General features: G+C 60.1%; 8 protein-coding genes and 1 pseudogene. 5 read left to right on the top strand and 4 right to left on the bottom strand.

Annotated elements, in window-relative coordinates:
- Positions 1-263: 263 nt before the first annotated feature.
- From putP to J3P93_RS25220, 5 genes and pseudogenes are all read left to right on the top strand, one after another.
- Positions 264-1,748 (top strand): sodium/proline symporter PutP, encoded by a 1,485-nt coding sequence (gene putP / locus J3P93_RS25240; RefSeq protein ID WP_434593090.1) that lies wholly within the window; start codon positions 264-266, stop codon positions 1,746-1,748.
- A 349-nt stretch (positions 1,749-2,097) separates the two neighbouring features.
- Positions 2,098-4,113: a type VI secretion system tip protein VgrG gene (locus tag J3P93_RS25235; RefSeq protein ID WP_434593087.1), complete on the top strand. Its 2,016-nt coding sequence runs from the start codon at positions 2,098-2,100 to the stop codon at positions 4,111-4,113.
- Positions 4,103-4,815: pseudogene (locus J3P93_RS25230) on the top strand (DUF4123 domain-containing protein). Before J3P93_RS25235 ends, J3P93_RS25230 begins: the two are co-directional and overlap by 11 nt.
- Positions 4,816-5,147: 332 nt before the next feature.
- On the top strand, positions 5,148-5,465 hold the full coding sequence (locus J3P93_RS25225; protein WP_434593084.1) for a hypothetical protein: 318 nt from the start codon (positions 5,148-5,150) through the stop codon (positions 5,463-5,465).
- A 372-nt stretch (positions 5,466-5,837) separates the two neighbouring features.
- Positions 5,838-6,677: a 23S rRNA (adenine(2030)-N(6))-methyltransferase RlmJ gene (locus J3P93_RS25220; protein WP_434593082.1), complete on the top strand. Its 840-nt coding sequence runs from the start codon at positions 5,838-5,840 to the stop codon at positions 6,675-6,677.
- A gap of 129 nt (positions 6,678-6,806) precedes the next feature.
- On the opposite strand, the gene msrA is transcribed toward J3P93_RS25220, so the two are convergent.
- From msrA to aceF, 4 genes are all read right to left on the bottom strand, one after another.
- Positions 6,807-7,472, bottom strand: a complete 666-nt coding sequence (gene msrA / locus J3P93_RS25215; RefSeq protein ID WP_434593080.1) for a peptide-methionine (S)-S-oxide reductase MsrA — start codon at positions 7,470-7,472, stop codon at positions 6,807-6,809.
- Positions 7,473-7,670: 198 nt separating this feature from the next.
- Positions 7,671-10,367, bottom strand: a complete 2,697-nt coding sequence (locus J3P93_RS25210) for a putative bifunctional diguanylate cyclase/phosphodiesterase (protein ID WP_434593077.1) — start codon at positions 10,365-10,367, stop codon at positions 7,671-7,673.
- Between the two features lie 243 nt (positions 10,368-10,610).
- On the bottom strand, positions 10,611-12,008 hold the full coding sequence (locus tag J3P93_RS25205; RefSeq protein WP_434593074.1) for an alkaline phosphatase D family protein: 1,398 nt from the start codon (positions 12,006-12,008) through the stop codon (positions 10,611-10,613).
- Between the two features lie 275 nt (positions 12,009-12,283).
- Entirely contained in the window at positions 12,284-14,242 is a 1,959-nt protein-coding gene (gene aceF / locus J3P93_RS25200; protein ID WP_434593071.1) for a dihydrolipoyllysine-residue acetyltransferase, read from the bottom strand.
- Position 14,243: the final 1 nt, after the last annotated feature.

Here is a 14,243-nt window from a genome sequence, read left to right as displayed (position 1 = left end):
AAAAGGGAGCAAAAACAAGGCGATTGTCGATAATTCCGACTGGGTGCAACTTATTCTCATGAAATTGGTTGCACCTCATTTGATTTGTTGCATAGCATTCGCGCCCAAGGTGCAACCGGATCGAATCCGGTGTACCGGCTGATGGCTTTCCTGGGGAAACATCAGTCATAAATGCGCGGGATCCCGGATCGTCTGCCAAACGTCGTCGTTTGCGTGCGGTTCATCACCGCCGCTACATAAAAACAAAGCCAGGGCGTAACTCAATGAGCGTAAGCAATCCAACCCTGATCACGTTCGTGATCTACATCGCAGCAATGGTGCTGATCGGCTTGATGGCCTATCGCTCCACCAACAACCTTTCTGACTATATTCTCGGTGGTCGCAGCCTCGGCAGCGTCGTCACTGCGCTGTCTGCCGGTGCCTCCGACATGAGCGGCTGGTTGCTGATGGGCCTTCCGGGCGCCATCTACATGTCCGGTCTGTCCGAAAGCTGGATCGCCATCGGTCTGGTCATCGGTGCCTACCTGAACTGGCTGTTCGTTGCCGGCCGTCTGCGGGTGCAGACCGAGCACAACGGCGACGCCCTGACCCTGCCGGATTACTTCGCCAGCCGTTTCGAAGACAAGAGCGGCCTGTTGCGGATCATCTCGGCGATCGTGATTCTGGTGTTCTTCACCATCTACTGCGCTTCCGGCATCGTCGCCGGTGCCCGTCTGTTCGAAAGCACTTTCGGCATGTCCTACGAGACGGCGCTGTGGGCCGGTGCGGCGGCAACGATTGCCTATACCTTCATCGGCGGTTTCCTCGCGGTGAGCTGGACCGACACCGTACAAGCCACGCTGATGATCTTCGCGCTGATCCTTACGCCGATCATCGTCCTGCTGGCCACCGGCGGCGTCGATACTACGTTCCTGGCCATCGAAGCCAAGGATCCGAGCAACTTCGACATGCTTAAAGGCACCACCTTCATCGGCATCATTTCGCTGATGGGCTGGGGTCTGGGCTACTTCGGTCAGCCACACATCCTCGCGCGTTTCATGGCCGCGGATTCGGTGAAATCGATCGCCAAGGCGCGTCGCATTTCCATGGCCTGGATGATCCTGTGCCTTGGCGGCACCGTGGCCGTGGGCTTCTTCGGTATCGCTTACTTCTCGGCGCACCCGGAAGTTGCCGGCGCGGTGACTGAAAACCCTGAGCGCGTGTTCATCGAGCTGGCGAAGATCCTGTTCAACCCGTGGGTGGCCGGTGTCCTGCTGTCGGCGATTCTGGCGGCGGTAATGAGCACGTTAAGCTGCCAGTTGCTGGTGTGCTCGAGCGCCCTGACCGAAGACTTCTACAAAACCTTCTTGCGTAAATCAGCTTCGCAACTGGAGCTGGTCTGGGTCGGTCGCGCCATGGTCCTGCTGGTTGCGCTGATCGCCATCGCGCTGGCGGCCAACCCGGAAAACCGCGTGCTGGGCCTGGTGTCGTACGCCTGGGCCGGTTTCGGTGCCGCGTTCGGTCCGGTGGTGCTGATTTCCGTGATCTGGAAAGACATGACCCGCAACGGCGCACTGGCCGGCATCATCGTCGGTGCCGTCACCGTGGTGGTGTGGAAGCATTTCGAACTGCTGGGTCTGTACGAAATCATCCCGGGCTTCATCTTCGCCAGCCTGGCGATCTACTTTGTCAGCAAGGCCGGTGAACCGACCCGCGGCATGGTCGAGCGCTTCCAGGCAGCGGAAAAGGATTTCAATCTGAACAAGTAAGGCGCTGAGCTTCGGCTCACATCAAACGGCCCGTTTCCGAAAGGAGACGGGCCGTTTTTTTTGTGCCTGTGATTTCTCAGACTCGCCACCAACACCTGTAGGAGTGAGCCTGCTCGCGATAGCGGTGTGTCAGTGACAAAAATGCCGACTGATACACCGCTATCGCGAGCAGGCTCACTCCTACAGGGTTCAGTGGTGTTGCTGAGGGATTTGTCTGTAGTCGAAGGCGTCGGTTTTCGAAGTTTTTTCGCCAAGGCAAGTAGGGCAAATCTGATTTTCCCGTCACCCGCTCACCACCCCTTGCCCCTCATGCAGAATCGCCCGCCCTCAAACTGCAGAGAGACATCGGATGTTCGCGCCTGCCAATCAACCGCGTTTCACGTTGACCCTCGAAGGCGCCCGGCATGAGCTCAAAGTGCTTGAGTTCACGGGCAAGGAAGCCATCAGCCAACCCTATCGTTTCGAGCTGGAACTGGTCAGCGAACGGCCGGATCTGGACCTCGAAAGCCTCCTGCACGGTCAGGCGTTTCTGAGTTTCGATGCACACGGTGGCGGTATCCACGGTCAGATCGATCAGGTCGGGCAGGGCGATTCCGGGAAACGTCTGACGCGCTATCACGTCAGTCTGGTGCCGCGTCTGGCCTATCTCGGTCACCGCATCAATCAACGGATTTTCCAGCATCAGACGGTGCCGCAGATTGTTGCGCGGGTGCTCAAGGATCATTCGATCCTGCGCGATGCCTTTGAATTTCGCCTCGGCAGTGAATATCCGGAGCGTGAGTATTGCGTGCAGTACGCCGAAAGCGACCTGGCGTTCATCCAGCGCCTGTGCGCCGAGGTCGGCATTCATTACCACTTTCAGCACAGCCCGCAGGGCCATCTGCTGGTGTTCGGAGATGACCAGACGGTTTTCGCGCGTCTGCCCGAACCGACGCTGTACCTGCCCGGCAGCGGCATGTCTGCCGGGGCGCCGGCGGTGCAGCGCTTCAATGTGCGCGTGCAGACCCGCACCAGCGTTGTCACCCGGCGTGACTACAACTTTGAAAAGCCGCACCTGCAACTGCACAGCCGTGTCGACAGCGAACAGCGGCCGGTGCTGGAGGACTATCAGTTCCCGGCCAGTTTCACCGACCGGGAAACCGGCAAACATCTTGCGCAACGGGCGCTGGAACGTCACGTCGCGGATTATCGTCAGGCCGAAGGCATCAGCGATGAATCTGCGCTGGCCTGTGGACATTTCCTGCAACTGACCGAGCATCCGCGTCAGGACTGGAACGATCTGTGGCTGCTGACCGCCGTCGAGCACCATGGGCGGCAGCCGCAGGTGCTGGAAGAATCGGTGACCAGCGATGGCGAAGGCTTCCAGGGTTACCGTAATACTTTTCTCGCCACGCCCTGGGACGTGTTCTTCCGCCCGGCGCTGGGGCCGGACAAATCGCGCATGCTCGGCTATCAACCCGCTGTGGTGACCGGGCCGAAAGACAGTGAAATCCATTGCGACGAGTACGGACGGGTCAAGGTGCAACTGGCTTGGGATCGCGACGGTGAATTGAACGAACACTCCAGTTGCTGGCTGCGCGTGGCCACCAATTGGGCCCATGATCGTTACGGCAGCGTGTTGATTCCGCGCGTCGGCATGGAGGTGCTGGTCGGTTTCATCGATGCCGACGCCGACAAGCCTTTGGTGATGGGTTGTCTGCCCAACGCGGCGACGCCGGTGCCGCTGGATCTGCCGGCCGACAAGACCCGCAGCATCTTTCGTAGCCAGAGCAGCCCCGGCGGTGCTGGCTATAACGAACTGCGCATCGAGGACCGGAAGGGCGCCGAGGAAATCTACCTGCGCGCCCAGCGCAACTGGACTCAACATGTGTTGCACGACCAGCAAGTGCAGGTCGACAACCAGCGCAGCATTGTCGTCACCGGCACCGCCCGGCACGAGTTGAAGGCCGATGAACAGCGCATCACCCACGGCCAGCGGCAGACCGAGGTCAGGCGGGACGATCATCTGACCGTCAGCGGCGAGCGGCATATTCGCGTCGGCAGTCAAACCCTCAGCGCTAGCGCCCAATTCCATGTTAGCGCTGGCCAGCAAGTGGTCATCGATGGCGGTGCGAGCGCGACGATTCAGGCAGGCGGGCAGTGGATCAACATCGGTCCCGGGGGAATTTTCAGCAGCGTGCCGATTGTGGTGGGTGGCGCGCCGATGGCAGCGCTGAGCGCCGCGCCGGTCGTGCCGGGGTTGCCGGAAAAACTCGCCGCCGCGCCGGCTGCCGTGCTGACCGCCGCACAGATCATGAGCTTCAAAGGCGATGCGCCATTCTGCGAAGAGTGCGAGCGCTGCAAGGACGGTGTCTGTGCAGCCTGATTTGCTGTCACCGGCCGATTGGCTGGCGCACGCGCCGTTGCAGGCCGGCGAGCAATTGTTCGCGGTGTTCAGCCATGCCAGCGCCGCCAAACCGCCCGCAGCCTGGCTCGATGCGGCTAGCCCGCTGTGGGCTGAGACGGTTTATGCCGAGTGGGATGCGGTGATGCCTTGCGTGGGAATTGTCAGCGTCGACAGTGAGTTTTTGCATTGGGTCACCGATACCGAGTCGCGCGATTGGGGTTGGCTGTTGGTGTCTCGGCAAGCCTGGAGGGGCTGGTCGAGCATTTTCGAAGCCTGACTCAAGTGCTGATGCCGAAAGGCAAAACGGTGTTCTTTCGCTTTTGGGACGGGCGCTTTCTGTTGCCGATTTTGCAGGCCGATGAGGTGGATGCACGGCAACTGTTTCCGCTGGTCAGTCGCGCTCTGATCAACGGCCAGGCGTTGCACATCGGTGGTATGGCGCAAACTTCGGGCAAGGTCTTTCCGTGGTGGCGGGTGCCCGAATCGGTGCTGGCGCAGCAGGGTAATGCCGTTCGCACAGTCAATGCGTTGCAGTGGTTGAGCGAAGAAAGCCCGGCGATATATGAAGCTTTTCCCGAAGCCGTTTTGCGCTGCAAGGTCAGGCAGTTTTTTCAGCTTTCAATGTCGGAAGATTCTTCGCAATCGGCGTTGCTGGCGTATTTGCTGGCAGAGCTGGAGTGACATTTCGCGGCAATGGCCTCGGAGATTTCCTTCGAGCTGCGGCGGATTGCATGAACTGGTGGGCGGTGGGTTGCAGGGATAGTCTTTTCGTTGTCACTGCGGGAGTGGTGACAGGGTGTAGGAACCCTTTGGAATTACCGTGCACCAGCCATTACGTTTGATTGCGCACGCAAATCGTGTCCGCAACATCTTTCGCGGCGGCTGTGCGCGGGAACGCTTCGGCGTAGCTGAGTTTTGGCTGGTTCCTCAGTTTCCTACTCTCGCGTACGGCTGCCACCCAAACCTGTAGGAAGGTCATCGGTAGCCTCATTTAATCAGCAGAGGCACAAAATATGACGACGCTTAAACCAGCTCCGCCCTACGAAAAAATCATCCCTCACCCGGACAATCGCTTCATGGCGCTGACCGACAACTGCAGCGACATGCCAACGCTGTTCATCGACACCCACGTCCCCCTCGACATCCTCATGGACGCCGCCAATCACCGGCTGCGCGCCGTGATTCAGGTTCTGGAAAACATGTGCATGCGCGGCTCGGTCGAATGCGACTCCGTCATCCTCAGCGACTTCGCCCGGCTCTGCGTGATTCCGTTGCGTGATGGTTGTGATGTGCTGGATGTGATCGGCTCGCGCTTGCGCTCGATGCCATAAAAGCAAAGCCTCACCCTAACCCTCTCCCAGAGGGAGAGGGGACTGATCGAGTTGTCTGGGAGGCGTTCGCTGACCTGCGACTTCAGTGGTGAACTTGGCTTGGTCAGGCTTGGATTTGAATTGTTCTTTCAGAGGACTGACCGAAGTGGCTTGGTGATAGTGCCGAACTGCGACTTGCGCTTATCTTCGATTGGCCAAGCCTGAGATCACACTGATCTTTCAGGTCGATGCAACCCGCAAGATCATCACCGTCAGTCCCCTCTCCCTCCGGGAGAGGGCCAGGGTGAGGGTATGGCTTTCGTCCGCTCGGCCGCCAACCCCTGACTTGCCACGCGGTAAAAGGTAAACTTTGCGCCCTTCGCAGGAGCAGCCATGAATTATCGTCACGCCTTCCATGCCGGCAATCACGCCGATGTGTTCAAACACCTGACCTTGACCCGCCTCATCGCCCTGATGTCGCGCAAGGAGCAGCCGTTTGCCTATCTCGACAGCCACGCCGGCATCGGTCTGTACGACTTGCAGGGCGATCAGGCCAATCGTACCGGCGAGTACCTGGAAGGCATCGCGCGCTTGTGGGATCAGCCGGACCTGCCGGCGCTGACCGCTGACTACATGAACGTGCTGCAGGAGATGAACCCGGATGGCCAGTTGCGCTATTACCCCGGTTCACCGGAGCTGGCGCGGCGCCTGACCCGCACGCAGGATCGGATGATGCTCAACGAGAAGCACCCCGAAGACGGCGTGTTGCTCAAGGACAACATGGCCGGTGATCGCCGGGTGAAAGTTCATCTGGGCGAAGGCTGGCATGTCGCGCGGGCGATGTTGCCGGTGCAGGAAAAACGCGCGGTGATGTTGATTGATCCGCCGTTCGAGCAGCTTGATGAAATGCAGCGCTGCGCGGCGTCGATGAAAGAAGCGATCGGCCGCATGCGCCAGACCGTGGCGGCGATCTGGTACCCGGTCAAGGATCAGCGCGCGTTGCGGCGTTTCTATCAGGACCTGGCCGGCACCGGGGCGCCGAAGTTGTTGCGCGTGGAACTGCTGGTGCATCCGTTGGATACGCCGAACAGTCTGAACGGCTCGGGTCTGGCGATTGCCAATCCGCCGTGGGGGCTGGAGGAAGAGTTGCGTGAGTTGCTGCCGTGGTTGTCGAAAAAATTGGGGCAGACTCAGGGTGGCTGGCAGATGGATTGGCTGATCGCCGAAAGCTGATAAACAGCAAGATTGATCGTTCCCACGCTCTGCGTGGGAATGCCTCAATGGACGCTCTGCGTCCGCTGTTGGGACGCGGAGCGTCCCGGGCTGCATTCCCACGCAATGCGTGGGAACGATCAGTCGGCGTCAGTTGCCCGCCAGGCTCGCCGGCATGCAAACGCCCGTACCGCCAATCCCGCAATAGCCTTCCGGATTCTTCGCCAGATACTGCTGGTGATACGCCTCGGCAAAGTACACGGTCGGTGCCTGGTCGATCTCGGTGCTGATTTCGCCCAGCCCGGCCTTCGCCAGTTCCGCCTGGTACAGCGCTTTGCTTTTCAGCGCCGCATCCAGTTGCTCAGGGGAGGTCGCGTAGATCACCGAGCGGTACTGTGTGCCGATGTCGTTGCCCTGGCGCATGCCTTGAGTCGGGTTGTGCAATTCCCAGAACATCGCCAGTAGCGCTTCGTAGCTGACAACGGCCTTGTCATACACCACCAGCACCACTTCGGCGTGACCGGTCAGGCCCGAGCAGACTTCTTCGTAAGTCGGGTTCGGCGTGAAGCCGCCGGCATAACCCACGACTGTGCTGACCACACCTTCGCGCTGCCAGAAGCGCCGTTCCGCGCCCCAGAAGCAGCCGAGGCCGAAGATGGCGAAGTCGACGTCCTGAAAGAACGGGCCGAGCAGTGGGGTGTCTTCGAAGACGAAATGCTTTTCAGGCAGGGTCATCGCGGTTTCGCGGCCGGGCAGGGCTCGTTCTTTGGTTGGAAGCACGTTTTTGTTCACCAGAATTTCCGAGCGCAGAACCATGAGCGTTCCTCTCAGTCAGGTTGGATGTGAAAAGTCAGACCGCCAGTGTGCCCAATGATGCCCGGTTAATCACTACCCAAAATGTATGGGTACTGTAGGAGTGAGCCTGCTCGCGATAGCGGTGGGTCAGTCAGCAGAGAAGTTACAGACGGACCGCTATCGCGAGCAGGCCCACCCCTGCAAGGGGACTGCGGTGGATCAGAGGCACAACGGCCCGCGCGGGTAGCGCTTGAGCGCCGGAATCAGTTCGGCGCCGGGGATCGGCCGGTCGAACAGGTAGCCCTGTCCGACATCGCAACGGTGGCGCCGCAGGAACGCCAGTTGCTCGGCAGTCTCGATGCCCTCGGCGACGACCTTGAGTTTCAGATTGTGGGCCATGGCGATCACCGCTGAGGTGATTTCCATGTCGTCCTGGTTGTCCGGAATTTCGTGGATGAAGCTGCGATCGATCTTGATGATGTCGATCGGGAATTTCTTCAGGTAGCTGAGCGATGAATAGCCGGTGCCGAAGTCGTCCATGGCCAGGGTCAGGCCCAGACGCTTGAGCTGATCGAGCTGCAAGTGCGTGTCTTCAGTGGCTTCCAGCAGCAGGCCTTCGGTCAGTTCCAGCTCGAGCAGATTGGCCGGCAGCGCTTCTTCCTTGAGGATGTTGGCGATGGACGCGACCAGATCCGGGTCGGAAAACTGCTTGGGTGACAGGTTGATCGCCACCTGCAGATTGCCCAGGCCGGCAGCGGCCAGGGCTTTGCTCATGCGGCAGGCCTGACGGGCGATCCATTTGCCGATCGGGATGATCAGGCCGGTTTCTTCGGCGACGCTGATGAACTGATCCGGGCGAATCATCCCGCGTTCCGGGTGATTCCAGCGCAGCAGCGCTTCCATGCCCAGCAGACGACCGCTGCGCAGGCACAGCTTGGGCTGATAGAACACGTCCAGCTCGTTTTGCGTCAAGGCGCGGCGCAGGTTGTTCTCGACGAACAGTTTGTAACTGGCCTCGGCATTCAGCGCCTCGGTGAACACCTGCAACTGGTGTTTGCCGTTGGCCTTGGCCTTGTGCAGCGCCAGACCGGCGTTGCGCATCAGCGTCTGCGGGTCGCGCCCGTGCAACGGTGCGCAGGCCAGACCGACCGAGCCGGTGACGCTGATCAACTGGTTGTCGACGAACATCGGTTTGTCGAGGGTCAGCAGCAACTGGCTGGCAATCCGCTGCCCGGCTTCGAGATCGGTATTGTCGAGCAACACGGCGAATTCGTTACTGGCGAAACGCGCCAGACTGCCGCTCGGGCTGAGGCTGTTGCGCAGGCGACGGGCCAGACTGATCAGCAGTTTGTCGCCGGTCTGATGGCCGAGGCTGTCGTTGATGCGCTTGAAGTTGTCGATGTCCACCAGCAGCAGGCTGATCGGCGTATCGCTGTCACGGGCGAAGCGCTCGTCGAGGTTGCGGATGAATGCCGGACGGTTGCCGAGGTTGGTCAGGTTGTCGGTGTAAGCCAGACGTTCGATGCGCTGCTGCGCGAGTTTGGTCTGGGTAATGTCTTCGTAGATGCCGATGTAGTGGGTCAGCTCGCGGTTGTCGCCGTACACCTTGGAAATCGACAACTGGCCCCAGTACGGTTCGAGATTTTTTCGTCGGCTTTTGAATTCGCCCTGCCAGCTGTTGCTCTGGGCCAGCGCCGAGGGCGCGTCGAACAACAGTTCGCTGAGGTTTTCCAGCGCCGGCAGTTCCGACAGACGCTGGCCGTGGACTTCTTCGGTGGTGTACTGGGTGATCGCTGTGAAGCTCGGGTTGACGTACTCGACCACGCCATCGCAATTGACCAGCAAAAAGGCGTTGGCGCTTTGCTCGACCGCACGCTGGAACAGGTGCAAGGCGCTGGTGGCGGCGCGGCGGTTGTGGTTGTTGATGACTTGCGCGAACTGATCGGCCAGCTCACCGGCAAACGCGATCTCGTCGGACTGCCAGGCGCGGGTCACGCCGGTCTGCTCCAGGCAGAGTACACCGACCACTTGGCCATCGACGCGGATGCTCGCATCAAGCATGGCGTTGACGTCACGCGGGCGCAGGGCTTCGGCCATCTCGCGGGTGCGCGGATCGCGCATTGCATTGTGCGCATCGATGGCGCGGCTGCCGTGCAGTGCTTCCAGGTAGTCGGGGAAGCTGCCGATGTCGATCACGTCCGGAAGGATGTATTCCTGGGTTGCGCGATGGTAGGCGGAAATCGGCACCAGCAGGTTGCCTTCGAGGTTCCACAGGCTGGCGCAGTCGATTTCATAGATATCGCAGGCGCAGCGGGTGATCAGTTCGGCGGCTTCCTGCAGCGAGTTGTGCGTGCTGTAGCGCTGACGGGCGAGCAGCAGAATCAGTTCCTGCTGGGCACGCACGCGCTCCAGGTGCTGCAGTTGTTCCTGCTGCGCGCGTTGATTGAGTTCGAGGGCGATCTGCAGCCGTGAGTTCTGCGTTTCCAGATCGACGGAGGGCAGTAATGGCGGCTCGCTGAATACATCGTCGACCGCCAGCAGGTAGCCGCGCAGCAGATGCCGATTGTGCTGTTTGTAGGCTTCACCCAGTTCCAGGATGCTCAGCGCCCCGGAGGCGGTGTGCAGGGTGTAGCGCACCAGGTAATGCGGGCTGACGGTGAGCTGTTGCTGGATCGCGTCATGCAATTGATAGCGCGCTTCCGGTTCCATCAGGCTGGCATACGGCGAGCCGACCAGCGCGCACAACTCGACGGCCGGCTGGCCGAACTGGCGTTCACAGTTGGGATCGAGAAACAGCATGGCCCAACTGGCTTCATTCAAGCGCTCGAAACGCAGCATGCCGAGCCGCGAGGGCACAGGCAACTGCGTCACTACCTCGGCCGCCATACGGCTGGCGGCATCGGGTTGGCTCTTCATGAAGGGAACTCGCTTGGAAATATGCTGAACGCGCCGGGCTCGCGCCCTCTTAACTGTTGCCTGCGGCAAGGTTGCATCATTGCGGCCCCGACTGACAAGAGAGATGAAGGCCAAGTGCTATAAGAATATGTCGGCTGGGCTGAACATTTCTCCAGCCAGTGCACAAAACTAATGCACTGAGCATGACAGAGCGCCGTTCCAGAGCGGTTGATGCTCGGCAACAGCGCCCAGTGCACCTACTGATCAGCGTAGGGGAATGACGATCGATTGCAGGCGTTTGCCGTCTCGGTCGTGATAGTTGACCTGAATCTGCCCGGCCTCGACCACCAGGTGGGCAAAATTGTCCTCGCTGACCACTTTGCCTGTCAGCTCATGCCGATAATCCCCGGCGGCGGTGCGCACTAGCGGTTGATCGAGTATGAACGTCGACGCTTTGGCATACGGCAGCAACTTGCTGTTGCATAGCGGCGATGACACCACCGTGTGTACTTCGAAATCCGGATCTTCGCTGTGAGTCAGGCGCGCGGTCAGCGAACCGTGAACATCACCCGAAACGAACACAACATTCCTGATCCGTCGGGTGCGAATGGTTTCCAGCAGGCGCAGGCGTTGTTCGGGGAAGGCTTTCCAGGCGTCATCGCCATGAAGCTTGCGGTCCGGGTAGAACATCACACTGGTCACCACGAACTTGACCCGCGCTTCGCTGTGGATCAGCCATTTGAGCAGCGCCTGTTCCTGAGCCTCATCGAGAATGCGCCGATCATCAGCCGACAAGTTGCGCCGGGTACGGCTGTCCGTCACGAACCATTCGATATCGCCGTCGCTGAATTGATACCAGTAATGCTCAAGCGACGAGCGATCTAGTTCACCGTTAGTTTTCAGCGGATGTGCCGGGCTGTGACTGGCTTGATACAATTCATAGGCCGCCATCGCATTACGGAACAAATCAACGTCAGACTTATTGGCATTGACCGGCCAGTTGTCTTCAATTTCATGATCGTCAAGAATCATGTAAGTCGAAGTGCTGGACATCAGGCGTTTTATATGAGGTTGCGAAAACGCCGCACGGTATTTGCTGAGAATGTCCTGATACTCACGGTCCGGCGCAATCACATTCAGATCGTCAACGTAGATTTGATCCCCGGTCATCAACACTGCACTGATCGGTGGCTCAATACCCTCGATCACTTGATTGATCGAAGCAAAGATCCGGTCGCCCAACTGCGGCAGGGAGGCAACCCCCGCGGTCATGCGCAGATAGCGACACGAACCGACAATATAGGCCCGCGGCTGCATAGGCTTGCTGGAGCGAGTCCGCAGACGATAGATCTCGCGCGGCCATTGCAGCGGCAACTCGGCAACGCTATCTGGTGTATGAACCGGATTCATCGGGCTGAACCAGCCGGCCTGATATTCATATTCGGTGTCGGCACTCAAGTTGTTGAGGGCGAACACGTGTGACATGTCGCGTATAGCGCTCAGGTGCGCAAAGTTACCTTTTGACCATTGTTGTGCACCGGCTGCGCGATAACGTACTCCGGCAAATACCCGTGAGTTGTTCTGGGCATCGCCACGCAGAAATATGCGGGCATGAGTAGTTGTAACGTGGCCGACGATCGGCCCGATAGTTGGTTTTAACATGTCGAATCCATTCGAAGTAACTTGAATTAACTGGGATTCACTAACTTTGGTTAGTTGAATTGGCTGCGCCTAGGTTAGTTGCGTGCAGGACAAAAGAGATCAGCGCCAAGTCGACCAGGGTTGTGGCCGAAATCAGCGCAACGTGTGGGAAAAAGCCGAGAGGCAGGTTTCTTCAGGCAAAAAAAAGCCCCGCCAGATGACGGGGTTGAGGTACGAGCGTGTGGCGCTCGAAAGGGTGCAGCAAGCGGCCCTCCGTTGTCGGAGGGCCGTTTGGATTACAGCAGGATGGTGCGGATGTCGCCCAACAGGCTGCCCAGACGCTGGGTGAAGCGTGCGGCAGCGGCGCCGTTGATCACACGGTGATCGTAGGACAGCGACAGTGGCAGCATCAGTTTCGGCTGGAAGGCTTTGCCGTCCCAGACTGGCTGGATGGTTGCCTTGGACACACCGAGAATCGCCACTTCCGGCGCGTTGACGATCGGCGTGAAGCCGGTGCCGCCAATATGGCCGAGGCTGGAAATGGTGAAGCAGGCGCCTTGCATCTCGTCCGAGGACAGCTTCTTGGTGCGGGCTTTTTCAGCCAGCGAAGCCGCTTCGGCCGCCAGTTGCAGCAGGCTCTTCTGGTCGACGTTCTTGATGACCGGCACCAGCAGGCCATCCGGGGTGTCGACGGCGAAGCCGATGTTCACGTATTTCTTGCGGATGATCGCTTTGCCGCTTGGCGCCAGCGAACTGTTGAAGTCCGGCAGCTCCTTGAGCAGATGCGCGCAGGTCTTGAGCAGCAGCGGCAGGATGGTCAGCTTGACGCCAGCCTTCTCGGCCACGGCCTTCTGTGCAACACGGAAAGCTTCCAGCTCGGTGATGTCTGCCGAGTCGAATTGCGTCACGTGTGGCACGTTCAGCCAGCTGCGGTGCAGGTTGGCAGCGCCGACTTGCATCAGGCGAGTCATCGGCACTTCTTCGATTTCGCCGAAACGGCTGAAATCGACGACCGGAATCGGCGGGATGCCCGCGCCACCGGTTGCGCCAGCAGCAGCGGCCGGTGCTTCCTTGGCCTTCTGCATCATCGCTTTGACGTAGGTCTGCACGTCTTCTTTCAGAATACGACCGTGCGGGCCGCTGGCGCCGACAGCGCTCAGCTCGACGCCAAACTCACGGGCCAGTTGACGCACGGCGGGACCGGCGTGAACTTTCGCGCCCGGCTTGGCCGGTGCGGCAGCTGGAGCGGCAGCAGCAGGTGCAGCCGGGGCAGCAGCGGCCGGTGCCGGAGCGCTCGGTGCAGCCGCGGCCGCGGGAGCCGAAGCAGCAGCAGGCGCCGCGCCTTTGACTTTCAGCTTGAGGATCAGGTCGCCGGTGCCGACTTCGTCATCCAGCTTGATCGAAACGCTTTCGACCACGCCAGCGGCAGGCGATGGAATTTCCATGCTGGCCTTGTCGGATTCCAGGGTGATCAGCGACTGGTCGGCTTCGACGGTGTCGCCGGCCTTGACCAGCACTTCGATGATCTTGGCCTTGCCGGCCGAACCGATGTCCGGAACGTGGATGTCCTGCACGCTGTCGGCGACCGGTGCCGCCGGAGCAGCAGTCGGCGCTGGCGCAGCGGCGGCAGCAGGCGCGGCAGTCTGAGCCGGAGCGGCCGCAGCAGGCGCCGCAGCACCCGCCACTTCCAGATCCAGAATCAGGTCGCCAGTGCCGACTTCGTCGTTGAGCTTGACGCTGATGGCCTTGACCACGCCCGCGGCAGGCGAGGGAATTTCCATGCTCGCCTTGTCGGATTCAAGGGTGATCAGCGATTGATCAGCTTCGACGGTGTCGCCGACCTTGACCTGAATCTCGATGATCTGCGCCTTGCCCGACGAACCGATGTCCGGCACGTGCACTTGCTGTACCGAAGCGGCAGCAGGGGCAGCGGCAGGCGCGGCAGCAGCAGGTGCCGCAGCCGGTTTTTCTTCAGCTTTGGCAGCCGGAGCCGCCGCCGGAGCAGGTGCCGCTTCAGCAGCGCCCTCGACTTCCAGCTCGAGCAGTTCGTCGCCTTCTTTCAGGCGGTCGCCCAGCTTCACTTTCAGGCTTTTGATGACGCCGGCTTTCGGGGCTGGCACTTCCATGCTGGCCTTGTCCGATTCCAGGGTCAGGATGCTCTGGTCGGCTTCGATGCGGTCGCCGACCTTTACAAACAGTTCAATTACTTCACCTTCACCGCTGCCGATGTCAGGTACGCGAATGAGTTCGCTCACA

Source organism: Pseudomonas sp. R3-57 (assembly GCF_051132065.1).
Classification (GTDB): domain Bacteria; phylum Pseudomonadota; class Gammaproteobacteria; order Pseudomonadales; family Pseudomonadaceae; genus Aquipseudomonas.
The sequence above is the reverse complement of the archived record's forward strand: the minus strand, read 5'-3'. Positions and strand labels throughout refer to the sequence as shown.